Here is a 23,753-nt window from a genome sequence, read left to right as displayed (position 1 = left end):
CCTCGGGCCGATGGTCATCAGACGGCCCGGCCCTCCCCGAAACACTGGCGCCGTCCGCGGAAGGTCCGGGACGCCGCCACCACACGCATTCTTGTCGCCGTTACCGTCTCGTGTCATCCGCCTGTGGATAAGTCGGTGGGATATGTCAGCTTTGCTGGTTATCTGTTCCGGAACGGCTCCGGAAGGTGTCATGGCGGGCACGTCCCGGAGTACGTGCGGTGACCCGCCGATGCTCAGCCCGCGGGGTCGATCTCCCGCAGCAGCCCCGTCTTCACATCGAAGACAAAGCCCCGTATGTCGTCCCGGTGCGGCAGGAAGGGGGAGGTGCGGATGCGCTGCATGGACTGCCGCACATCCTGGTCGACATCGCGGAACGCCTCCACCGCCCAGGCGGGCCGCTGGCCGACCTCCATCTCCAGCTCGTGCCGGAACTCCTCCGTCAGGCTCTCCAAGCCGCAGTTGGTGTGGTGGATCAGCACGACACTGCGCGTGCCCAGCGCCCGCTGGCTGATGGTGAGGGAGCGGATGACGTCGTCGGTGACCACACCGCCCGCGTTCCGGATGGTGTGGCAGTCGCCCAGCGCGAGGCCGAGCGCGTCGTGCAGGTCGAGCCGGGCGTCCATACAGGCCACCACGGCGACCTGGAGCACCGGACGGGCGTCCATGCCCGGGTCCTCGAACCCGGACGCGTACTGATGATTGGCGCCCACGAGCCGGTCGGTGACCGTTCCGCCGGTGCGGGCCGCACCGGCGGAGGCCCCGGGGGTGCCTGCGGGAAGATGCGCGGAAGTCGACATACCCAAGACGTTAGTCGGCACCAGCAGGTGAAGCCCTCTGTGGGAGGGGACAAAGAACCTCAACGGGGCGTTGTGTGAGCTAACCCACAAGGCTGAGCGGCAGGCGGCCGAATGGGTGAATTACGGCTTTTGCGGTCCTGTGGCGAGTGACCCGCGCGGCGCGCTGGCCGGTTGATTGACCCGAAGGACCAGTGGACTAAAGTGGCGCGAAGTCCACGGACACCCCCCGAATCACATCCCGAATTTCCCCGCGTGCGCGGCGAAACGTGCGGCTCGGCCCCCTCCCGCTCGGCGGTCGGCCGACGCCCTTCCCGGCGCCGGCGGACCACCTCCCCTTCTTGAGCGGGCGGGGACCCGGCAGTACGTACGGCCGCGCCGGACCTGAGAGGGCGTATGAGCGAGAGCGGCGAGCCGGCCACGGAGACACTCGGCAAGCAGGCCCGGCACGTCCCCGTGCTGCTCCGGCGGTGCCTCGACCTGCTGGCCCCCGCGCTCACCGAACCCGGGGCCGTCGTCGTCGACTGCACCCTCGGCCTCGGCGGACACAGCGAGGCCCTGCTCACCGCCTTCCCCGCCGCACGGCTGGTGGCGCTCGACCGCGACCAGGAGGCGCTGCGCCTCTCCGGCGAGCGGCTCGCCCCGTACGGCGACCGCGCCACCCTGGTCCACGCCGTCTACGACGAGCTGCCCGAGGTCCTCGACCGGCTCGGCATCCCCCGCGTCCAGGGCGTCCTGTTCGACCTCGGTGTCTCCTCCATGCAGCTGGACGAGGCCGACCGCGGCTTCGCGTACGCCCAGGACGCCCCGCTCGACATGCGGATGGACCAGACGACGGGCGTCAGCGCCGCCGAGGTCCTCAACACCTACCCGCCCGGCGAACTCGTGCGGATCCTGCGCGCGTACGGCGAGGAGAAGCAGGCCAAGCGGATCGTGTCCGCGGTCGTCAGGGAGCGCGAGCGCGCCCCCTTCACCCGCAGCGCCCGGCTCGTCGAGCTGATCCGCGACGCCCTCCCGCAGGCCGCCAAGCGCACCGGCGGCAACCCCGCCAAGCGCACCTTCCAGGCGCTGCGCATCGAGGTCAACGGCGAACTGACCGTGCTGGAGCGGGCGGTCCCGGCCGCCGTGGAGCGCCTCGCCGTCGGCGGCCGGATCGCCGTCCTCTCGTACCAGTCACTGGAGGACCGGCTCGTCAAGCAGGTCTTCGCGGCCGGCGCCGCCAACACCGCGCCGCCCGGCCTGCCCGTGGTCCCCGAGCGCTACCAGCCCCGGCTGAAACTCCTCACCCGCGGCGCCGAACTGCCCACCGAGGAGGAGATCGCCGAGAACCGGCGCGCGGCTCCGGCCCGGCTCCGGGGGGCGCAGCGGATCCGGGAGGACGTGCGGTGAAGGGACCGGCCAAGCAGCTGAGGGGGCGGGCCGCGCGGCTCGCCCGGCTGATGCCGGCCGGGAACAGCTCGGCCGCCCGCACCCCCTTCGTCCTGCTGGTCGTCCTGATCCTCGGCGGCGGTCTGATCACCCTGCTGCTGCTGAACTCCGCGCTCAACGAGGGCTCGTTCCAGCTGAGCGCCCTCAAGAAGCGCACCACCGACCTCACCGACGAAGAGCAGGCCCTGCAACGCGACGTGGACGACTACTCCGCGCCGTACGCCCTGGAGCGCCGGGCCAGGGAGCTGGGCATGGTGCCCGGCGGCAGCCCCGCCTTCCTGAACGCCGACGGCACGGTCCGGGGCGTACCGGAGCCGGCCGCGCCGCGGTCCGCGGATCCCGCGTCCGCCGCTACGACGGCCGCCGGACAGCCCTCCACCATGGAGGAGTCGGCGCCGGTGCCCGCGCCCGACCCGGCGCCGTCCCCCTCACCCGCCCTCTCCGTGACCCCGTCCGCCCCGCCCGCTCCCGTCCCCTCGCCCTCGGCCGGCGCGTCCGAAACACCGGCCCCGACCACCTCCGGCAGGTGACACAGTGCCCCCCGAGGAACCACCGCGCCGCCGGGTACCCGGCCCCGCACGTCCCGCGGCCCCGCGCCCCGTCAACGCCGGCCGGCCACGGCCACGGCCCGGCGCCCGCCCGGCGCCCGGCCGGCCGCGTACCGGATCCGCCGCCCCGCACCGGATCCAGCTGGGCAGCCCCCGGCCCCGGCTGCGGCTGGTCGGCCTCGGACTCACCCTCGTCCTGCTGGTGTTCGTCGTCCGGCTGCTCCAGGTGCAGGCCGTCGACGCCAGCGCGTACGCGGCCAAGGCCGAGAAGAGCCGCTACCTCAGCCATACGATCGCGGCCGAGCGCGGCGAGATCACCGACCGCTCCGGCGTCGCCCTCGCCACCAGCGTCGACGCGTACGACATCACGGCCGACCCGTCGATGTTCGCCCCCGACTTCAGCAAGATCCCCGACGCCCCCCAGCAGGCCGCCGAACTGCTCGCGCCGATCCTCGGCGTGGAGAGCGCCGACATCGTCAAGCAGCTCACCCTCACCTCCCGGTACGCGGTGCTGGCCCGGCGCCAGACCCCGCAGGTCTGGAACCAGATCAAGGACCTCAAGCGCGTGCTCGCCGAACAGGCCGCCAAGGAGAAGGCCGGCGGCGGATCCGGGGTCAGCGTGCTCTCGGGCATCTTCCAGGAGCCCAGCAGCAAGCGGGTGTACCCCAACGGCGACCTCGCCGCCGGGATACTGGGTTACGTCAACGCCGAGGGCCACGGCGGCGGCGGTATCGAGTCCATGCTCGACAAGCAGCTCGCGGGCGAGGACGGCAAGGCCACCTACGCCCAGTCCGGCGGCCGGCGCGTGCCCACCGCCAGCTCCCACGAGAAGCCCGCCGTCCCCGGCTCCGGCATCGAGCTGACCATCGACCGGGACATCCAGTGGGCCGCCCAGAAGGCCATCACCGACCAGGTCAAGGAGTCCAAGGCCGACCGCGGGTACGTGATAGTCCAGAACACGAAGACCGGTGAGGTCCTCGCCATGGCCAACGCCCCCGGCTTTGACCCCAACGACCTCTCCCGCGCCAACGCTGCCACCCTGGGCAACGCCGCGCTCCAGGACGCCTACGAACCGGGCTCCACCAGCAAGGTCATGTCCATCGCCGCCGTACTGGAGGAGAAGGCCGCCGACCCCGGCACCCATGTCGTCGTCCCCAACACCCTGCACCGCGGCGACCGGCTCTTCCACGACGACATCGACCACCCCACCTGGTACCTGACGCTCAACGGCGTCCTCGCCAAGTCCAGCAACATCGGCACCATCCTGGCCACCGGACAGCTCGGCAAGACCCAGCCCGAGGCCAACAAGGTCCTCCACTCGTATCTCACCCGGTTCGGCATCGGCCGGCCCACCGGCCTCGGCTACCCCGGCGAGACCCAGGGCCTGCTGGCCAAACCGCAGGACTGGTCCACCTCGCAGCAGTACACGATCCCCTTCGGCCAGGGACTCTCCCTCAACGCCATGCAGGCCGCCTCCGTCTACTCCACCATCGCCAACGGCGGGGTACGGATCGAGCCCACCCTCATCCGCGGCACCCACGACCCCGACGGCCGCTTCACCCCCGCCGCCGCGCCCAAGAAGACCCGTGTCGTCAGCGAGGAGACCGCGAAGACGGTCGCCACCATGCTGGAGTCCGTCGTCGACGACGAGGAGGGGACCGGCACCAGGGCCCGTATCCCCGGCTACCGCGTCGCCGGCAAGACCGGTACGGCCAACAGGGTCGATCCGAAGCTCGGCATCTACAAGGGATACACCGCCTCCTTCGCGGGCTTCGCGCCCGCCGACGACCCGCAGGTCACCGTCTACTGCGCCATCCAGAACCCCACCAAGGGCAGTTACTTCGGCGGCCAGACCTGCGGACCCATCTACAAGAAGGTCATGGAGTTCGCTCTCAAGACACTGCGGGTCGCACCGACCGGCAGTACACCCGCCCGGCTGCCGGTCACCTTCAAACCCGGCGAGTGACCCCCAGGGAAAGCGCCAGTGACAACGATCACCCCCGATTCCGGGAACCACCAGGAACCCCCCGCGCACCCGGCCACCTCGCGTGGCCCGGCCGCCTTCGAGCCCGGTACGCTCACCGCCGTGCCACAAGCTGATCAGTCCCGAACGACCCCCGCCACCCCTGACGAAACCCCGCCGAGGCCGCCGGGGACACCCCGTCCGGAACGGGTCCGCCCGATCCCCCTCGCGGAGCTGGCCGCTCTGCTGGGCACGGAGCCCCCCCGCCCGGAGGAGGTGAGGGGCCCGGGGGAGGCGACCGGCATCACCCACGACTCACGGGCCGTACGACCCGGTGATGTGTACGCGGCGCTGCCCGGCGCCCGGCTCCACGGCGCCGGCTTCGCCGGCCAGGCCGCCGCCCTCGGTGCCGTCGCGATCCTCACCGACCCGGCCGGCGCGGAGCGCTCCGCCGCCACCGGGCTGCCGCTCCTGGTCGTCGCCGACCCGCGCGGCGGCATGGGGGAACTCGCCGCCCAGATCTACGGACGCCCCGGCGCCGGACTCCTCCAGATCGGCATCACCGGCACCTCCGGCAAGACCACCACCGCCTATCTGATCGAGGGCGGACTGCGCGGGGCGGGCCACCGCACCGGCCTGATCGGCACCGTCGAGATGCGGATCGGCGACGAACGCATCAAGTCGGAGCGCACCACCCCCGAGGCCACCGACCTCCAGGCGCTCTTCGCCGTCATGCGTGAGCGCGGCATCGACTCGGTCGCCATGGAGGTCTCCAGCCACGCCCTGGTGCTCGGCCGGGTCGACGGCTGCGTCTTCGACGTCGCCGTCTTCAACAACCTCAGCCCGGAGCACATGGAGTTCCACTCCGGCATGGAGGACTACTACCGGGCGAAGGCCGGGCTGTTCACCACCGAGCGCAGCAGGACCGGCGTGGTGAACATCGACGACGCGTACGGCCGCCGGCTCGCCGGTGAGTCCGGCGTCCCCGTCACCACGTTCTCCGCCGAGGGCCGTCCCGACGCCGACTGGCGCGCCGAGGACGTCGAGACCGGCACCCACGGCTCGGTCTTCACCGCGGTCGGCCCCAAGGGCGAGCGGGTGGCCGCCCGCGCGCCGCTGCCCGGACCGTTCAACGTCGCGAACACCCTGGCGGCTATCGTCACCCTGGCCGCCGCCGGGATCGACCCGCAGACCGCCGCCGACGGCGTCGCCGCCGTACCGGGCGTGCCGGGCCGGCTGGAGCGCGTCGAGGCGGGCCAGCCGTATCTCGCCGTCGTGGACTACGCCCACAAGACCGACGCCGTCGAGTCCGTGCTGCGCTCCCTGCGCGAGGTCACCCCCGGCCGGGTGCATATCGTCCTCGGCTGCGGCGGCGAACGCGACGAGACCAAACGCGGGCCTATGGGCGCCGCCGCCGCCCGGCTCGCCGACACCGCCGTACTGACCTCGGACAACCCCCGCGGCGAGGACCCGCTCGCGATCCTCGCCACGATGCTCGCCGGCGCCGCCGGAGTGCCGGCCCACGAGCGCGGCGACGTCCTGGTCGACGCGGACCGCGCCTCGGCCATCGCCGCCGCGGTCGCCCGCGCCCGGCCGGACGACACCGTGCTGATCGCGGGCAAGGGCCACGAGCAGGGCCAGGACATCGCCGGGGTGGTGCGCCCCTTCGACGACCGGCTGGTGCTGCGCGAGGCCATCGAGCGCTCCCGCCGCGCGGCGGGAGCACCGTCACGAGAACAACAGTCAGGGATGACCCAGTGATCGCCCTCTCCCTCGCCGAGATCGCCGCCATCGTCGGCGGGCAGCCGCACGACATACCGGATCAGGCCGTTCTCGTCACCGGATCCGTTGTCTACGACTCCCGCGCGGTCGAGCCCGGCGGCCTGTTCGCCGCGTTCGCCGGTGAGCGCGTCGACGGCCACGACTACGCGCGCGGCGCCGTCGCGGCGGGCGCGGTGGCCGTGCTGGCCACCCGCCCCGTCGGCGTGCCCGCCATCGTCGTGGACGATGTCGTCCAGGCCCTCGGCGCCCTCGCCCGTACCGTCGTGGAGCGCCTCGGCGCCACCCCCGTCGCGCTCACCGGGTCGGCGGGCAAGACCAGCACCAAGGACCTGATCGCCCAGCTGCTGCGGCGCGCGGGTCCCACGGTGTGGCCGGAAGGCAACCTCAACAACGAGATCGGTCTGCCCATCACCGCCCTGCGGGCCGTCGAGGACACCCGCTACCTCGTGCTCGAAATGGGCGCGCGGTACATCGGGGACATCCGCTACCTCACCGGGCTCGTACCGCCCAGGATCGGCCTCGTCCTGAACGTCGGCACCGCGCACATCGGCGAGTTCGGCGGCCGGGAGCAGATCGCCCAGGCCAAGGGCGAGATGGTGGAGTCCCTGCCCTCCGCCGAACAGGGCGGGATCGCCGTACTGAACGCCGACGACCCGCTGGTCCGCGCCATGGCGTCGCGCACACAGGCGCGCGTCGTGCTGTTCGGAGAGTCGGGCGAAGCAGACGTACGGGCAGAGAACGTCCGCCTCACCGCCACGGGACAGCCCGCGTTCCGCCTTCGAACACCCTCCGGGTGCAGCGACGTGACGCTGCGGCTGTACGGTGAGCACCACGTGTCGAACGCGCTCGCCTCGGCCGCCGTCGCCCATGAGTTGGGCATGTCCGCCGAAGAGATCGCCGTGGCGCTCTCCGAGGCGGGAACCCTCTCCCGCTGGCGTATGGAGGTCACCGAGCGCTCGGACGGCGTGACGATCGTCAACGACGCCTACAACGCGAACCCCGAATCCATGAGGGCGGCGCTCCGTGCGCTGGTCGCCATGGGCGGTGCCTCACGGCCCGCGGGGAGCCGTACCTGGGCGGTGCTCGGCCCGATGGCCGAGCTGGGGGACGAATCGCTCGCCGAGCACGACGCGGTCGGACGGCTCGCCGTCCGGCTCAACGTCAGCAAGCTCGTGGCAGTCGGGGGCAGGGAAGCGTCCTGGCTGCGATTGGGCGCTTACAACGAGGGTTCGTGGGGTGAGGAGTCGGTGCACGTGTCCGACGCGCAGGCGGCGGTCGACCTGTTGCGCAGTGAACTGCGTCCGGGAGACGTCGTGCTGGTGAAGGCTTCCAGGTCGGTCGGTCTTGAGCGGGTCGCCCAGGCACTGCTGGAGAACGCCACCGAGGGCGAGGTCGCCGGCCGATGAGGCAGATCCTCTTCGCGGGAGCCATCGGGCTCTTTCTGACCCTGATCGGCACTCCGCTGCTGATCAAGCTCCTGGCCCGCAAGGGATACGGGCAGTTCATCCGGGACGACGGTCCGCGTACGCACGGCAGCAAGAAGGGGACGCCCACCATGGGCGGCATCGCCTTCATCCTCGCCACGCTGATCGCGTACGCCCTGGCGAAGGTGCTCACCGGCGAGGACCCGAAGCTCTCGGGTCTGCTGGTGCTGTTCCTGATGGCGGGGATGGGGGTCGTCGGATTCCTCGACGACTACATCAAGATCGTCAAGCAGCGGTCGCTGGGGCTGCGGGCCAAGGCGAAGATGGCGGGCCAGCTGATCGTCGGCACCGCCTTCGCGGTGCTCTCGCTCCAGTTCGCCGACTCCCGGGGCAACACCCCGGCGTCCACCAAGCTGTCGTTCGTCACGGACTTCGGCTGGTCGATCGGCCCGGTGCTCTTCGTCGTCTGGGCGCTGTTCATGATTCTCGCCATGTCCAACGGCGTGAACCTGACGGACGGTCTGGACGGGCTCGCCACCGGCGCCTCGGTGATGGTCTTCGGCGCCTACACCTTCATCGGGCTGTGGCAGTTCCAGGAGTCCTGTGCCAGCGCAATAACCCTGACCAACCCCAACGCCTGTTTCGAGGTACGGGATCCACTCGATCTCGCCGTCGTGGCGTCCGCGCTGATGGGCTCCTGCTTCGGCTTCCTGTGGTGGAACACCTCGCCGGCCAAGATCTTCATGGGGGACACCGGTTCGCTGGCGCTCGGCGGCGGTATCGCGGGCCTCGCGATCCTCTCCCGTACCGAGTTCCTGATGGCCGTCCTCGGCGGCCTCTTCGTGATGATCACGATGTCCGTGGTCATCCAGGTCGGATCCTTCAAGATGACCCGTAAGCGGGTCTTCCGGATGGCTCCCCTCCAGCACCACTTCGAACTCAAGGGGTGGTCGGAGGTCCTGGTGGTGGTCCGCTTCTGGATCATCCAGGGCATGTGCGTGATCGTGGGTCTGGGCATCTTCTACGCGGGCTGGGCGGCAGAGAAGTGAACTGGCACGGCAAGCGGGTCACCGTCGCGGGTCTCGGGGTGTCCGGGATCCCGGCGGCCCGGGTCCTGCACGGGCTCGGCGCGGTGGTCACCGTCGTCAACGAGGTGGACGACGAGCGGGCCCGCGCCCAGGGCGCCGAGCTGGCACAGCTCGGTGTGACGGTCCGCCTCGGGGACGGCGCCACGCTCCCCGAGGGGACCGAGCTGGTCGTCACCGCGCCCGGCTGGCGGCCCGACAAGCCCCTCTTCGCGGCGGCCGAGGCGGCCGGCGTGGAGATCTGGGGCGATGTCGAGCTGGCCTGGCGGCTGCGGAAGCCCGGCTCCGCGCCCTGGCTCGCCGTGACCGGTACCAACGGCAAGACCACCACCGTACGGATGCTGGCCTCCATCCTGGAGGCCGCCGGGCTCCGTACGGCCGCCGTCGGCAACATCGGTGTCTCCCTGCTCGACGCGGTCACCGGCGACGAGCCGTACGACGTGCTCGCCGTCGAACTCTCCAGCTACCAGCTGCACTGGGCGCCGAGCGTGCGCGCCCACTCCGCCGCCGTGCTCAACCTCGCCCCCGACCACCTCGACTGGCACGGCTCCATGGCCGGCTACACCGCCGACAAGGGCCGGATCTACGAGGGCAACACCGTCGCCTGCGTCTACAACGCGGCCGACCCCGCCACCGAGGAACTGGTGCGCGCGGCCGACGTCGAGGAGGGCTGCCGGGCGATCGGCTTCACCCTCGGCACCCCCGGCCCCTCCCAACTCGGCGTCGTGGACGGCATCCTGGTCGACCGGGCCTTCGTCGAGAACCGGCGCGACAGCGCCCAGGAACTCGCCCAGGTCTCCGACGTCGACCCGCCCGCCCCGCACAACGTCGCCAACGCGCTCGCCGCGGCGGCCCTGGCCCGCGCCTTCGGCGTGCCGGCCACGGCCGTCCGCGACGGGCTGCGCGCCTTCCGGCCCGACCCGCACCGTATCGAGCGGGTCGCCGAGGTCGCGGGCGTCACCTACATCGACGACTCCAAGGCCACCAACACCCACGCCGCCCAGGCGTCCCTCACCGCCTACGAGCCGATCGTCTGGATCGCGGGCGGCCTCGCCAAGGGCGCCTCCTTCGACGAACTCGTCGGCGCGGCGGCCGGCCGGCTGCGCGGGGTCGTCCTGCTGGGCGCCGACCGGGCGCTCATCGCGGAAGCCCTGACGCGACACGCCCCCGAAGTACCGGTCGTGGACCTCGACCGGACCGACACTGGAGCGATGTCCGCGGCGGTCCGGGAAGCGGCACGGCTCGCCGAACCGGGGGACACGGTCCTGATGGCCCCGGCGTGCGCCTCCATGGACATGTTCGTCAACTACAACAAGCGGGGCGAGGCGTTCGCGGACGCCGTCCACGCCCTCGCCGCCGAGCACGCCTGACCGGCCGCGGCCCGTGCCGCGCCGAGCTGTCCGGGGCCGCGCCACCGGCCGAGGGCCCCGCGCCCACCGGCAGCCGCGCCAGGCACGACTGGAGGGGACAGCGACGATGCCGGCCGACGACATCGCGGACCGCGGACCGCGGCCCACGGCGGGCCGCTGGGGCTACGCGGGCGTACTCCCGGGCTCACCCGCCCTCGCGGGCACCCACGCCACCGACAGCACGCGCGAGGTCGGCGCGTGCCCGTCCCACGGCAGACGGTTCGGGCTCGCGCTGCGCGGCCGGGCGCCCGGCGTCCCCGTACGGCGGCCCCCCGCGGCCGGCCGCGGGGGCGGCACGGGCGGACTGTCCCGGCCACCGCGCGGCGGCGCCCCCCGGCGGCTGTACGAGCGGCTGCGCCGCGCCTGGGACCGGCCGCTCACCGCGTACTACCTGATCCTGGGCAGCGCGCTGCTGATCACCGTCCTCGGGCTGGTGATGGTCTACTCCGCGTCGATGATCTACGCGCTCCAGAACTCGCTGCCCGGCAGCTACTTCTTCCGCAAGCAGCTCCTCGCGATCGCCCTCGGCGGCGGACTGCTGTTCGCCGCCGTCCGGATGCCCGTCAAGCTCCACCGGGCGCTCGCCTACCCGTTGCTGGTCGGCACGGTCTTCCTGATGGTGCTGGTGCAGGTCCCCGGGATAGGGCGGTCGATCCACGGCAACCAGAACTGGATCTATCTCGGCGGCCCGTTCCAGCTCCAGCCCAGCGAGTTCGGCAAGCTCGCGCTGGTCCTGTGGGGCGCCGATCTGCTCGCCCGCAAACAGGACAAGCGGCTGCTGACCCAGTGGAAGCACCTGCTGGTGCCGCTGGTGCCCGGCGCCTTCGTCCTGCTCGGACTGATCATGATCGGCGGCGACATGGGCACCGCGATCATTCTCGCGGCCATCCTCTTCGGACTGCTCTGGCTGGCCGGCGCGCCCACCCGGCTCTTCGCCGGAGTGCTCGGGATCGCCGGGCTCATCGGCTTCATGCTCATCAAGACCAGCGAGAACAGACTGTCCCGGTTCTCCTGCATCGGCGCCGTCGAACTCGGCCCCGAGGGGGAGTGCTGGCAGGCCGTCCACGGAATCTACGCCCTCGCCTCCGGCGGATGGTTCGGTTCCGGCCTCGGCGCGAGTGTGGAAAAGTGGGGTCAACTGCCGGAAGCGCACACCGACTTCATTTTCGCCATCACCGGGGAGGAACTGGGACTGGCGGGGACGCTGTCGGTGCTCGCGCTCTTCGCGGCTCTAGGCTATGCGAGTATCCGCGTGGCCGGACGCACGGAGGACCCCTTCGTGAGGTACGCCGCGGGAGGTGTGATCACCTGGATCATGGTGCAAGCCGTGATCAACATGGGTGCGGTGCTCGGCCTGCTGCCGATCGCCGGAGTCCCGCTCCCGCTGTTCTCCTACGGAGGATCGGCAGTGCTGCCGACCATGTTCGCCGTCGGGCTTCTGATCGCGTTCGCGCGGGAGGATCCCGCCGCGAAGGCGGCCCTGGCCATGCGGCAGCCCGCCTTCCGTGGGAAGCGGGCCGGGGTGAGATGGAAGACGATGAGACGGCGCGTCAAGAAGCGTCCGTCCGGAGAGCGGTGAATTTCGGTGCATGTCGTACTCGCCGGTGGGGGGACCGCCGGCCACATCGAGCCCGCGCTCGCCCTCGCGGACGCCCTGCGCAGGCAGGACCCCACCGTGGGGATCACGGCCCTCGGTACGGAACGCGGCCTGGAGACCAGGCTCGTCCCCGAGCGGGGGTACGAACTGGGGCTGATCCCCGCCGTACCGCTGCCGCGCAAGCCCACGCCCGAGCTGATCACCGTCCCCGGGCGGCTGCGCGGCACCATCAAGGCCGCCGAGCAGATCCTGGAGCGCACCAAGGCGGACTGTGTCGTCGGCTTCGGCGGCTATGTCGCGCTGCCCGGCTATCTCGCGGCCAAACGGCTCGGGGTGCCGATCATCGTCCACGAGGCCAACGCGCGGCCGGGACTGGCCAACAAGATCGGCTCCCGGTACGCGGCCGGAGTGGCCGTCTCCACCCCCGACAGCAAGCTGCGCGGCGCCCGCTACATCGGGATCCCGCTGCGCCGCACCATCGCCACCCTGGACCGCGCCCGTGCCCGCCCCGAGGCGCGTGAGGCGTTCGGGCTCGACCTCAACCTGCCGACGCTGCTCGTCTCCGGTGGCTCGCAGGGCGCACGCCGGCTCAACGAGGTGGTGCAGCAGATCGCTCCGGTGCTTCAGCGCTCCGGGATCCAGATCCTGCACGCGGTCGGTCCGAAGAACGAAATGCCGCGCGTGGACAACATGCCGGGAATGCCCCCCTATATCCCGGTACCGTATGTCGACCGGATGGACCTCGCGTACGCGGCGGCCGACATGATGCTCTGCCGCGCGGGCGCGATGACCGTCGCCGAACTCTCCGCCGTCGGACTGCCCGCCGCCTACGTACCGCTGCCCATCGGCAACGGTGAACAGCGGCTCAACGCCCAGCCGGTGGTCAAGGCCGGCGGCGGACTGCTGGTCGACGACGCCGAACTGACGCCCGAGTGGATCCAGGGCAATGTCCTTCCGGTGCTCGCCGATCCGCACCGGCTGTACGAGATGTCCCGCGCCGCGGCCGAGTTCGGCCGCAGGGACGCCGACGATCTGCTGGTCGGCATGGTGTACGAGGCGATCGCCGCACGCCGGAAGTAGTACCGGCAGCCGCAGAACGAGGGAGGCAGGAGCGTGGCCGGACCGACGACCGCCGAACGGGACGCCCGACCCGGGTCGGCGTCCGGCCACCCCGACGAGGAGCCGCAGGAGCGCCGGTTCCGGCTCGTCCGGTCCCGTCCGCTGCTCCTGCTGGCCGGCGCGGTCCTGCTGGCCGCGGGGGTCGTCTGGGTGCTGTACGGCTCCTCGTGGCTGCGCGCCGGGAAGGTGACCGTCCGCGGCACCGAGGTGCTCACCCGCGCCGAGGTGGAGCGGGCCGCGGCCGTCCCGCTCGGGTCGCCGCTGATCTCCGTGGACACGGACGCGATCGGGGCGCGGCTCCGCCGGGAGCTGCCGCGTATCGACGCGGTCGTGGTCGAACGGTCATGGCCGAACGGGATCGGCCTGAAAGTGACCGAACGTAAGCCCACTCTGCTGGTCGAAGAGGGCGGGAAGTTTATCGAAATGGACGCCAAGGGAGTCCGGTTCGCCACGGTCGATCAGGCGCCCAAGGGCGTCCCGCTGCTCGCGCTGACGGTCGGTCAACAGGCCGGTTCGGGGCGCTTCCCGGCGAAACGTCTCATCCTCGAAGCGGTCCGGGTACGCGCGGAGCTGCCCCCGGAAGTGGCCGCGGACGCCCGGGTCGTCCGGGTCCGTTCGTACGACTCCATCTCCCTGGAGCTGACCGGCCGCCGTACGGTGATGTGGGGAAGCGGTGAGGACGGCGCGGCCAAGGCGCGTGCGCTCACCGCGCTCATGAAGGCGGTCCCCAAAGCGGGGCACTTCGATGTGAGCGCACCCACCGCGCCTGCCGCATCGGGTAGTTGACGCTCATATGTGCTGGCCAGCACCCTGGTTGGTCAGCGCTATGGGTGATCACATAGGGTGAAAAGAAAAACGGGAGGTTCGGCGTGTTCGTTGAACGTGCGCCACTTGTCGACTTAGTGTCCTGTTCGGAAGAGTCCAAGAAGCGGACACACTGGTAACCCTGAACTTCAACGTGAGGGTTTGGGTCGGCGTTTCGGACCGTCCCTTCGGCATCAGTCGTCGCAGCGCCATCCCGGCACCGCGACGACACGTAACTCGAGGCGAGAGGCCTTCGACGTGGCAGCACCGCAGAACTACCTCGCAGTCATCAAGGTCATCGGTGTCGGCGGCGGTGGTGTCAATGCCATCAACCGAATGATCGAGGTCGGTCTCAAGGGTGTCGAGTTCATCGCGATCAACACCGACGCGCAAGCGCTGTTGATGAGCGACGCCGACGTCAAGCTCGACGTCGGCCGGGAACTCACCCGTGGCCTCGGCGCCGGCGCCAACCCGGCGGTCGGCCGCAAGGCGGCCGAGGACCACCGCGAGGAGATCGAGGAGGTCCTCAAGGGGGCCGACATGGTCTTCGTGACCGCCGGCGAGGGCGGCGGCACCGGCACCGGCGGCGCGCCCGTCGTCGCCAACATCGCGCGCTCCCTGGGCGCCCTGACGATCGGCGTGGTCACCCGCCCGTTCACCTTCGAGGGCCGCCGCAGGGCGAACCAGGCGGAGGACGGAATCGCGGAGCTGCGCGAAGAGGTCGACACCCTCATCGTCATCCCCAACGACCGGCTGCTGTCCATCTCGGACCGCCAGGTCTCCGTGCTCGACGCGTTCAAGTCCGCGGACCAGGTGCTGCTCTCGGGCGTCCAGGGCATCACCGATCTCATCACCACCCCCGGTCTGATCAACCTCGACTTCGCCGACGTCAAGTCCGTGATGTCCGAGGCCGGCTCGGCGCTGATGGGCATCGGCTCGGCCCGCGGCGACGACCGCGCGGTGGCCGCGGCGGAGATGGCGATCTCCTCGCCGCTCCTCGAAGCGTCCATCGACGGCGCCCGCGGGGTGCTGCTCTCCATCTCCGGCGGCTCCGACCTCGGTCTCTTCGAGATCAACGAGGCGGCGCAGCTGGTCAGCGAGGCGGCCCACCCCGAGGCCAACATCATCTTCGGCGCCGTCATCGACGACGCCCTGGGCGACGAGGTACGGGTCACGGTCATCGCGGCCGGCTTCGACGGCGGACAGCCGCCGACCCGGCGCGAGAACGTCCTCGGCGCGGGTTCGTCGAAGCGCGACGAGCCGGGGACCTCCTCCCGGACGGCCGACACCGGCCGCTCCGGCAGCGGTCTGGGCACCGTACCGCCGCGTGACGACAGCCCGGCCAAGGCCGACCCCGCCCCGGTGGGCGAGAAGTTCCCGCCGCTGGGCCAGCCGCATGTCCCGCCGGCCCGTCCGTACCAGGACAGCCAGGCGGAAGAGCTGGATGTCCCGGACTTCCTGAAGTGATAGGAAGCCACACGCAGCTGAGCGGCGCGCACTTCGCCTTCACCGACCGGTGGGGCGGGGTGAGCGCCGCTCCGTACGATCAGCTCAATCTCGGCGGCGCGGTCGGTGACGACTCCGCCGCCGTCCTGGCCAACCGGGCCCGCGCGGCGGAGACCCTGGCGCTCGACCCCGCGCGGGTCGTCTGGATGAACCAGGTGCACGGCCGCGAGGTGGCCGTCGCCGAAGGACCGTGGACCGGTGAGGACATCCCGGCCGTCGACGCGGTCGTCACCACGCGCCGGGGGCTCGCGCTCGCGGTGCTCACCGCGGACTGCGTACCGCTGCTGCTGGCCGACCCGGTCGCCGGGGTCGTGGCCGCCGCCCATGCCGGCCGCCCCGGACTCGTCGCGGGAATCGTGCCCGCCGCCGTCGAGGCGATGACCGCACTGGGCGCCGAGCCGGGACGGATCGCCGCCCGCAGCGGACCCGCCGTCTGCGGCCGCTGCTACGAGGTGCCCGCCGCGATGCGGGACGAGGTCGCCGCCGCGGTGCCCGGGACCGGATGCGAGACCGGCTGGGGCACCCCGTCCGTCGATGTCGTCGCCGGAGTGCACGCGCAGCTCGAAGCCCTCGGGGTGAGCGACCGGCAGAGATCGGCGGTCTGCACACTGGAGTCGCACGACCACTACTCGTACCGCCGCGACCGCACGACGGGGCGGCTCGCCGGCTATGTCTGGCTGGACCGGTGAACATGAAGGACCGCAGGAGTGAACTGGCGGCGAACCTGGCCGCGGTGGAGCGCCGGATCGCCGACGCCTGTGCCGCCGCCGGCCGCGAGCGGTCGGAGGTGACGCTGATCGTGGTCACCAAGACCTACCCCGCGAGCGATGTGTGGCTGCTCCATGAACTCGGTGTCCGGCAGGTGGCCGAGAACCGGGACCAGGACGCCGCCCCCAAGGCCGCCAGTTGTAAAGATCTGTCGCTGATCTGGCATTTTGTGGGTCAGTTGCAGACGAACAAGGTCCGTTCCGTAGCCAGTTACGCCGATGTGGTGCAGTCTGTCGATCGGATCAAGCTCGTTTCCGCACTCTCCGCGGCCGCGGTCCGCGCGGAGCGCGAGCCGGTCTGTCTGATCCAGGTCGCGCTGGACGCCGAGTCGGGCGAGCGCGGGGCGAGAGGTGGCGTGGCACCCGACGGAGTCGAGGAGTTGGCCGCTGCGGTGGCCGGTTCGCCGGGGCTGCGGCTGGGCGGACTGATGACGGTGGCCCCGCTGGCCGGGGCTTTCGCCGGCCGTCCGGAGGCGGCGTTCGAGCGGCTGCGGGAAATCTCATCCCGCCTGCGCGCGGACCATCCTGCTGCCACCATGGTCTCCGCGGGGATGAGCGCGGACCTCGAGAACGCCGTAGCGGCCGGTGCGACACATGTACGCGTCGGTACGGCGGTACTCGGAGTCCGACCCCGGCTCGGGTAACGTCGCGAAGCAAGTCGGACCACAGCAGAAAATATGGTCATTTCCGCCGAAAGGTGGGTAGACCCAGTGGATCGCGGGCACTTGGTGACGAGGCCGATCCACCACAGAGCGGAGGACTCAGAGCATGGCCGGCGCGATGCGCAAGATGGCGGTCTACCTCGGCCTCGTGGAGGACGATGGGTACGACGGCCGGGGCTTCGACCCCGACGATGATTTCGAACCCGAGCCGGAGCCGGAGCGCGAGCACCGGCGGCATCAGCCCGCGCACCAGCCGGAGCGTGAGGAGCCGGTGCGGATGGTCCAACCGCCCGCGCAGCGCGAGCGGGAGCCGGTCGCGCTGGCCGCGGAAAGCGGACGTCCGGCGCGAATCGCCCCCGTGGCGTCCATCACACCTGAACGTCCGAGCCTGGAGAAGAACGCACCGGTGATCATGCCCAAGGTCGTGTCCGAGCGGGAGCCCTACCGCATCACCACATTGCACCCGAGGACCTACAACGAGGCCCGTACCATCGGGGAACACTTCCGCGAAGGCACCCCGGTGATCATGAACTTGACGGAGATGGACGATACGGACGCGAAGCGACTTGTCGACTTTGCCGCAGGACTCGTCTTCGGTCTCCATGGCAGCATTGAGCGTGTGACGCAGAAGGTGTTCCTGCTGTCTCCTGCTAACGTCGATGTCACGGCGGAGGACAAGGCCCGCATCGCAGAGGGCGGGTTCTTCAACCAGAGCTAGAACGCAGCACCGGGAACAACCCGGTCGGACGTACGGGAACGGCCCGTCGGACGACCGAAGCAGAGTGAACCAGGGGAGAGGGAAGCAGCGGGATGGGCATCGCACTACAGGTGGTCTACATCGCGCTGATGTGCTTCCTCATCGTGCTGATTTTCCGGTTGGTCATGGATTACGTCTTCCAGTTCGCCCGCTCATGGCAGCCCGGCAAGGTGATGGTGGTCGTTCTGGAGGCCACCTACACTGTCACCGATCCACCGCTCAAGCTTCTGCGGCGGTTCATCCCGCCGCTGCGTCTCGGGGGCGTGGCACTCGACCTGTCCTTCTTCGTTCTGATGATCATCGTTTGGATCCTGATCTCGCTCGTAAGCAATCTTGCGAGGGGAATGTGAGCGATACGGTCTTGCCGACTGCCGACGACTACGTAGAGGTGAAGTAGAGATGCCGTTGACCCCCGAGGACGTGCGGAACAAGCAGTTCACGACCGTCCGCCTCCGAGAAGGCTACGACGAGGACGAGGTCGATGCCTTTCTCGACGAGGTCGAGGCCGAACTGACCCGCCTGCTCCGCGAGAACGAGGATCTGCGCGCGAAGCTGGCCGCCGCGACGCGTGCCGCCGCGCAGAACCAGCAGCAACAGCAGCAGCAAGGCATGCGCAAGCCTCCGGAGCAGCAGGACCGGCCCGGGGGTCCCGTGCCCGCCGCCATATCCGGACCGCCGCAGCAGCAGCAGCCCCCGCAGATGGGTCCCCCCCAACTGCCCGGTGGCGCGCCCCAGCTGCCCGCGGGACCGAGCGGTCACGGCCAGGGTCCCGGTCCGCAGGGCCATGACCCGCGCGGCCAGCACCCCATGCAGGGCGGACCCATGCAGCAGCAGGGTGGTCCCATGCAGGGCGGACCCATGCAAGGTGGTCCCATGCAGGGGGGCCCGATGCAGGGTGGACCCATGCAGGGGGGGCCGATGCAGGGTGGACCCATGCAGCAGCAGGGCGGTCCCATGGGCGGCCCGATGCAGCAGCAGGGTGGCCCCATGGGCGGACCGATGGGTGGCCCGATGGGCGGTCCCATGGGTCAGAACCCGCAGATGCAGCAGCCCGGCCAGGGCCCCGGCGGCGACAGTGCCGCGCGTGTGCTCTCGCTGGCGCAGCAGACCGCCGACCAGGCGATCGCCGAGGCGCGCTCCGAGGCCAACAAGATCGTCGGTGAGGCGCGCAGCCGTGCCGAGGGTCTGGAGCGCGACGCGCGCGCCAAGGCGGACGCGCTGGAGCGGGACGCGCAGGAGAAGCACCGCGTGGCGATGGGCTCCCTGGAGTCCGCCCGCGCGACGCTGGAGCGCAAGGTCGAGGATCTGCGCGGCTTCGAGCGCGAGTACCGGACTCGGCTGAAGTCCTATCTGGAGAGCCAGCTGCGTCAGCTGGAGACCCAGGCGGACGACTCGCTGGCGCCGCCGCGGACACCCGCGACCGCTTCGCTGCCGCCGTCGCCTTCCATGGCGCAGGCGGGTGCGGGCGCGATGGGCATGGGCGGTGCGCCGTCGATGGGCGGTTCCATGGGGGGACCTTCCATGGGCGGGTCCTCGATGGGCGGCTCCATGGGCGGGGGGTCCATGGGCGGTTCGATGGGCGCGCCGTCGTCGGGGCCTTCGTACGGTGGCCAGCAGCAGATGTCGCCGGCGATGACACAGCCGATGGCGCCGGTGCGGCCGCAGGCGCCGCAGCCGATGCAGCAGGCGCCGTCGCCGATGCGTGGGTTTTTGATCGACGAGGACGACAACTGACGGGGGTGCGCGTGTAGTGCGCGTAGCCGTCGGCAGGCTGAGGGGGCCGGGCCCGGGACTTTATGTCCTGGGCCCGGCCCTTTTGCTGCCGCTGCGCGGGGCGTTGTCCCCTACCCGCCCCTTCCCGAACCGGGGCGCTGCCCCGGGCCCCGGTCCTCAATCGCCGGACGGGCTCGAAAGATGCCCTCAAGCGCCGGGCGGGCTGAAAGGCGCCCTCAATCGCCGGGCGGGCTGGGGTGGCTGGGGTGGGCTGGAAGGTGGCCTCAAGCGCCGGGCGGGCTGGGGGTGGCGGGGTGGGCCGGGGGTGGCCTCAAGCGCCGGGTGGGCTGCGGTGGCTGGGGTGGGCTGAAAGGTGCCCTCAAGCGTTGGGGTGGCTGGGGTGGGTTGGAAGGTGGCCTCAAGCGTTGGGCGGGCTGGGGTGGCCGGGGTGGGCTGGGGGTGGCCTCAAGCGCCGGGGGGCTGGGGTGGCCAGGGTGGGCCGGGGGGCCTCACGTGTTGGGTGGGTTGGGGTGGTGGGGGTGGGGTCAGGGGTTGGGGGATGGAGTGCTGGGTTTCCTTGCGGTAAAACCCGGATCACTGTTGGTCGAGACTCTTCCGCTCGCTTGTGCATCCACTGTATACACGGGATATGAGTCGAGAAGTCAGAGGTACCCGTGGTGACGCCAACGGCGCCGGTGATGTCACTGGCGAGCTGCGGCGGCTGATCGTCGAGGGTGTCTATCCGCCCGGCTGTCGGCTGGTCCAGGACGAGTTGGCCGATCGGTTCGGGGTGAGCCGGATTCCGCTGCGGGAGGCCATGCGGACGCTTGCCAGTGAGGGGCTGCTCCGGACGACGCCGGGGCGGGGCACGTTTGTGACGGTGCTGGATCTGGAGGAGATCGACGAGATCTACAACCTGCGCCGGCTGGTCGAGCCCAGCTTCGCCGAGCATGTCACCGAGCGGGTCTCGCGGCGCGACATCAGTCGGTTCGACGCGATGGCCAAGGAGATGGAGCGGGTCGCCGAGACCGCCGCGGACTCCTGGTCGCGGACGAACCTCGCGTTCCATCTCGACATGTACCGGCTGTCCCGGCTGCCGCTGCGCTACGAGATCATCTCGGGGATGTATCACCGCCTTGAGCCGTACTCGCGCTTCTATGTGCACGGCACAGCGGCGTACGAGCGCGTGCAGTGCGAGCACGCGGCGATGGTCCAGGCGCTGGCCGACGGTGACGCGGAGGAGCTGGCCCGGCAGATCGTCCTGCATATCGACGGCGGGCAGCACGGTCTGCACGCGGCCTGGGAGAACAGCGGCAACACCATCGAGGCGTACTGGGCGGAGACGGGCCGGTGACCGCGCTCGCGATCAACACGGATGTGGGCGAGGGCTTCGGGGTGTGGGGGCCCGCCGACGAGGGGGAGCTGCTCGACCTCGTCACGGCCGCCAATGTCGCCTGCGGGTTCCACGCCGGTGACCCCGACATCCTGCGCCGCACCTGTGAGGCGAGCGCGGCCCGGGGCGTGGCGATCGGCGCGCAGGTCTCCTACCGCGATCTGGCCGGCTTCGGACGGCGCTTCATCGAGGTGCCGAAGGCGACGCTGGTCAATGAACTCCTCTATCAGATAGGTGCGTTGGAGGTCTTCGCGCGGCTGGCGGGCAGCCGCGTCAGCTATCTGAAGGCCCATGGCGCGCTCTACAACGCGGCGGCCCACCACCCGGGACACGCGGCGGCGATCGTCGAGGCGGTCACGCTGTACGACCGCGAGCTGCCGCTGCTCTGCCAGCCCCGGACGGCCGTGTGGGAGCGGGCGATCGAGGCCGGCTGCCGTCCGCTGGCCGAGGCGTTCATCGACCGCGGCTACACGGACGAGGGCCTGCTGGTGCCCCGCTCCGAGCCGGGCGCCCTGATCACCGACCCCGCCGAGGCGGCAGACCGCGCGCTGGAGATGGCGCGGACGGGCACGGTGACCTCGGTGAGCGGCCGGACCGTACGGATCGCCCCGGACGGCGGGGAACTGGCGGCGCTCTGTGTGCACAGCGACACGCCCGGCGCGGTCGCCCTCACCGCCGCCGTACGGACGGCCCTGGTCTCGGCCGGAGTCACCGTGGGCGCGGGAGTGCTGCTGTGAACGGCGCGGCGCCGGTGCTGCGGCGGGCGGGTGACCGGGGCTGGCTCATCGACTGTGCCGGGCCGCGCCCCGCCGATGTGGCGACCGCGATCCGCGCCCGGCCCTGGGCGTCGGAGCTGCGGGACGTCGTGCCCGCTGCGACGACCGTCCTGGTGGTGGCCGAGACGCTCGCCGGGATGGAGCCGCTCGCCGCCGAACTGCGTGCCGTGCTCGACGAGGTCGGCGGGCGGGAGTCCCGGCCGGCCCCGGGGCGTACGGTCGTCATCCCGGTCCGGTACGACGGCGCGGACCTCGCGGCGGTCGCCGAGCGCGTCGGCATGGACCCGCACCGGGTCGCGCGACTGCACACCGAGGGCACGTACACGGTCGGATTCTTCGGCTTCGCGCCCGGCTTCGCCTATCTGGACGGGGTGCCGGAGGGCCTCCGGCTGCCCCGGCTCTCCAGCCCCCGCCCCCGGGTGGCGCCCGGAGTGGTGGCGATCGCCGGGAATCAGACGGTCGTCTACCCCGGCGGCACGCCCGGCGGCTGGCACCAGATCGGTGTCACCACCGAGCGGCTCTGGGACGTGGACGCGCAGCCGCCCAACCGGCTGGCGATCGGTGACCGGGTCGTGTTCGAGGCGGTCGCGTCATGAGCATCGCTATGGCTACGGCCAACGCGCTCGGTCCCGCGGCGACCGCCCGCGCCGCCGTTCTGACCGTCGTCGAAGCCGGTGTCGCTACGAGCGTCCAGGATCTCGGCCGGCCTGGGCTCGCCCATCTCGGTGTCCCCGCCTCCGGCCCCGCCGACCGGCGCAGCTTCCGCCTCGCCAACCGGCTGGCCGGCAATCCGGAGAACACCCCGGCCTTTGAAGTGACCCTCGGCGGACTGGCCGTGACCCTGTCGGAGTCCCGGTACGTGGCGATCACCGGGGCGCCGGTGCCGGTGACCGTGGACGGCGTACCGGTGCACGACGCGCCGCTCGTGCGGCTGCCCGCCGGGGCCGTGCTGGCCATCGGGCGTCCATGGGCCGGCTGCCGTACGTATCTCACCGTCTCCGGCGGGATGGAGCCGGTACGGGTGCTGGGGTCGGCCTCGCGGGACTCCCTCACCGGGCTCGGCCCCGACCCCGTCGGCGCCGGGTCGCGGTACGGTCTCGGGCCGGCGCGGCCGGTGCCCGGGGTCCCGCTGGAGCTGGCGTTCAGCGTCGTGCCCTGCGGAGGGCCGGTCCCCGTCCGGTTCCGGTGGGGGCCGCGCCACGAGCTGTTCGGCGCCGCCGACCGGCACCGGCTCACCAGCGAGCCCTGGCGGGTCTCCGCCCAGTGCGACCGGGTGGGCGCCCGGCTGACCGGCGCGGCGCTCTCGATCGGCTCGGTCGACCTGGCCAGTGAGGGCACCATGCGCGGTGCCATTCAGGTGCCGCCCTCGGGCGAGCCGATCGTGTTCCTCGCGGACCACCCGGTCACCGGCGGCTATCCCGTCATCGGCGTCGTCACCGACGCCGACATCGATCTCGTCGGCCAGGCCGTGCCCGGCGACGAACTGCGGCTCACGCCCATGTACTGAGAGCCGCTGCACCTAGAGCCCGGTTAGTGAGGGCCCCTTCCGCGAGAGGAGGGCAGCACAGCTAGCAGCTAGAACCGCCCGGGCGACCGGGCGACCGTACAACACCGTTCGTTTTATTCGTCCCCATGCCACGCCGCACGGCTGCCGCAGGACCACAAGGAGAGAACCATGACCGACCAACCCGCTTCCCTCGCCCCGTTCCACCTGGCCATCCCGGTCGACGACATCGACGCCGCCCGGCAGTTCTACGGCAAGGTGCTCGGCTTCAGCGAGGGCCGCTCCGACACGAAGTGGATCGACTGGAACTTCGGCGGCCACCAGGTCGTCACCCACCAGGTCGGCGACGGCCCGTCCGGGGCCCCGCGCGACGGGATCGCCGGGACGAACCCCGTCGACGGACACCAGGTGCCGGTGCCGCACTTCGGCCTCGTGCTCTCCGTGCCGGAGTTCCAGGAGCTGGCCGAGCGGCTCACCGCCGTCGACACCCAGTTCGTGATCGAGCCCTACGTCCGCTTCCAGGGCGAGCCGGGCGAGCAGTGGACGATGTTCTTCCTCGACCCGGCCGGCAACGCGATGGAGTTCAAGGCGTTCGCCGACATCAGCCAGCTCTTCGCCGTCTGACCCGGTTCGGACGTGACGACGGTCATCAGCAGGAGGACTGGTCCCGCTGATGGCCGTCGCGCGGCGGGGACCCCGCGCCGCGCGGACCGTTTCGTACC

At 71.3% G+C, this 23,753-nt stretch carries 22 protein-coding genes; 21 read left to right on the top strand and 1 reads right to left on the bottom strand.

Features of this window, described 5'->3' with window-relative positions; all coding sequences use genetic code 11:
- Positions 1-233 precede the first annotated feature (233 nt).
- A complete protein-coding gene (locus tag DVK44_RS06415; RefSeq protein WP_114658752.1) occupies positions 234-860 on the bottom strand; it encodes a beta-class carbonic anhydrase in 627 nt (208 codons plus the stop codon).
- 330 nt (positions 861-1,190) lie between these two features.
- Between DVK44_RS06415 and rsmH the strand changes: the two genes are divergently transcribed.
- The 21 genes from rsmH to DVK44_RS06305 all read left to right on the top strand — a co-directional run bounded on the left by rsmH (position 1,191) and on the right by DVK44_RS06305 (position 23,655).
- Positions 1,191-2,183, top strand: coding sequence for a 16S rRNA (cytosine(1402)-N(4))-methyltransferase RsmH (gene rsmH / locus DVK44_RS06410; protein ID WP_114658751.1), 993 nt, complete (start codon positions 1,191-1,193; stop codon positions 2,181-2,183).
- Positions 2,180-2,752, top strand: coding sequence for a cell division protein FtsL (locus DVK44_RS06405; protein ID WP_228447013.1), 573 nt, complete (start codon positions 2,180-2,182; stop codon positions 2,750-2,752). The genes rsmH and DVK44_RS06405 overlap by 4 nt, the downstream gene beginning before the upstream one ends.
- Before the next feature lie 4 nt (positions 2,753-2,756).
- Positions 2,757-4,736 (top strand): peptidoglycan D,D-transpeptidase FtsI family protein, encoded by a 1,980-nt coding sequence (locus tag DVK44_RS06400; protein ID WP_114658750.1) that lies wholly within the window; start codon positions 2,757-2,759, stop codon positions 4,734-4,736.
- 18 nt (positions 4,737-4,754) lie between these two features.
- Positions 4,755-6,494: a UDP-N-acetylmuramoyl-L-alanyl-D-glutamate--2,6-diaminopimelate ligase gene (locus tag DVK44_RS06395; protein ID WP_114658749.1), complete on the top strand. Its 1,740-nt coding sequence runs from the start codon at positions 4,755-4,757 to the stop codon at positions 6,492-6,494.
- Positions 6,491-7,921, top strand: a complete 1,431-nt coding sequence (locus tag DVK44_RS06390) for a UDP-N-acetylmuramoyl-tripeptide--D-alanyl-D-alanine ligase (RefSeq protein ID WP_114658748.1) — start codon at positions 6,491-6,493, stop codon at positions 7,919-7,921. The genes DVK44_RS06395 and DVK44_RS06390 overlap by 4 nt, the downstream gene beginning before the upstream one ends.
- Positions 7,918-8,988: a phospho-N-acetylmuramoyl-pentapeptide-transferase gene (gene mraY / locus DVK44_RS06385; protein WP_114658747.1), complete on the top strand. Its 1,071-nt coding sequence runs from the start codon at positions 7,918-7,920 to the stop codon at positions 8,986-8,988. The genes DVK44_RS06390 and mraY overlap by 4 nt, the downstream gene beginning before the upstream one ends.
- Complete coding sequence (gene murD / locus DVK44_RS06380; protein ID WP_228447012.1) at positions 8,985-10,394, top strand: UDP-N-acetylmuramoyl-L-alanine--D-glutamate ligase; 1,410 nt, start codon at positions 8,985-8,987, stop codon at positions 10,392-10,394. Before mraY ends, murD begins: the two co-directional genes overlap by 4 nt.
- A 106-nt stretch (positions 10,395-10,500) precedes the next feature.
- Positions 10,501-12,012: a putative lipid II flippase FtsW gene (gene ftsW / locus DVK44_RS06375; RefSeq protein ID WP_228447011.1), complete on the top strand. Its 1,512-nt coding sequence runs from the start codon at positions 10,501-10,503 to the stop codon at positions 12,010-12,012.
- A gap of 6 nt (positions 12,013-12,018) precedes the next feature.
- A complete protein-coding gene (gene murG, locus DVK44_RS06370) occupies positions 12,019-13,110 on the top strand; it encodes an undecaprenyldiphospho-muramoylpentapeptide beta-N-acetylglucosaminyltransferase (protein ID WP_114658746.1) in 1,092 nt (363 codons plus the stop codon).
- 33 nt (positions 13,111-13,143) lie between these two features.
- Positions 13,144-13,935: a cell division protein FtsQ/DivIB gene (locus tag DVK44_RS06365; protein WP_114658745.1), complete on the top strand. Its 792-nt coding sequence runs from the start codon at positions 13,144-13,146 to the stop codon at positions 13,933-13,935.
- A 276-nt stretch (positions 13,936-14,211) separates the two neighbouring features.
- Entirely contained in the window at positions 14,212-15,420 is a 1,209-nt protein-coding gene (ftsZ, locus tag DVK44_RS06360) for a cell division protein FtsZ (protein ID WP_114658744.1), read from the top strand.
- Positions 15,421-15,437: 17 nt separating this feature from the next.
- Complete coding sequence (gene pgeF / locus DVK44_RS06355) at positions 15,438-16,148, top strand: peptidoglycan editing factor PgeF (protein WP_114664939.1); 711 nt, start codon at positions 15,438-15,440, stop codon at positions 16,146-16,148.
- Positions 16,149-16,150: 2 nt separating this feature from the next.
- The gene (locus DVK44_RS06350) at positions 16,151-16,870 is read left to right on the top strand and encodes a YggS family pyridoxal phosphate-dependent enzyme (RefSeq protein ID WP_114658743.1); all 720 of its coding nucleotides are present in this window, start codon (positions 16,151-16,153) and stop codon (positions 16,868-16,870) included.
- Between the two features lie 124 nt (positions 16,871-16,994).
- Positions 16,995-17,606 carry a cell division protein SepF gene (locus DVK44_RS06345; protein WP_114658742.1) on the top strand — a complete coding sequence of 204 codons (612 nt, stop codon included), beginning with the start codon at positions 16,995-16,997 and terminating at the stop codon, positions 17,604-17,606.
- 92 nt (positions 17,607-17,698) lie between these two features.
- Positions 17,699-17,995 (top strand): YggT family protein, encoded by a 297-nt coding sequence (locus DVK44_RS06340; RefSeq protein ID WP_114658741.1) that lies wholly within the window; start codon positions 17,699-17,701, stop codon positions 17,993-17,995.
- 49 nt (positions 17,996-18,044) lie between these two features.
- Entirely contained in the window at positions 18,045-19,379 is a 1,335-nt protein-coding gene (locus tag DVK44_RS06335; protein ID WP_114658740.1) for a DivIVA domain-containing protein, read from the top strand.
- 628 nt (positions 19,380-20,007) lie between these two features.
- Positions 20,008-20,712, top strand: a complete 705-nt coding sequence (locus tag DVK44_RS06325) for a GntR family transcriptional regulator (RefSeq protein ID WP_114658739.1) — start codon at positions 20,008-20,010, stop codon at positions 20,710-20,712.
- The gene (locus DVK44_RS06320; RefSeq protein ID WP_114658738.1) at positions 20,709-21,488 is read left to right on the top strand and encodes a LamB/YcsF family protein; all 780 of its coding nucleotides are present in this window, start codon (positions 20,709-20,711) and stop codon (positions 21,486-21,488) included. Before DVK44_RS06325 ends, DVK44_RS06320 begins: the two co-directional genes overlap by 4 nt.
- Positions 21,485-22,123 carry a 5-oxoprolinase subunit B family protein gene (locus tag DVK44_RS06315; RefSeq protein ID WP_162793679.1) on the top strand — a complete coding sequence of 213 codons (639 nt, stop codon included), beginning with the start codon at positions 21,485-21,487 and terminating at the stop codon, positions 22,121-22,123. Before DVK44_RS06320 ends, DVK44_RS06315 begins: the two co-directional genes overlap by 4 nt.
- Entirely contained in the window at positions 22,120-23,034 is a 915-nt protein-coding gene (locus tag DVK44_RS06310; RefSeq protein WP_228447010.1) for a 5-oxoprolinase subunit C family protein, read from the top strand. Before DVK44_RS06315 ends, DVK44_RS06310 begins: the two co-directional genes overlap by 4 nt.
- A gap of 168 nt (positions 23,035-23,202) precedes the next feature.
- Positions 23,203-23,655, top strand: coding sequence for a VOC family protein (locus DVK44_RS06305; RefSeq protein ID WP_114658735.1), 453 nt, complete (start codon positions 23,203-23,205; stop codon positions 23,653-23,655).
- Positions 23,656-23,753: the final 98 nt, after the last annotated feature.

This window comes from Streptomyces paludis, assembly GCF_003344965.1.
Taxonomy (GTDB): Bacteria; Actinomycetota; Actinomycetes; order Streptomycetales; family Streptomycetaceae; genus Streptomyces; species Streptomyces paludis.
The sequence above is the reverse complement of the archived record's forward strand: the minus strand, read 5'-3'. Positions and strand labels throughout refer to the sequence as shown.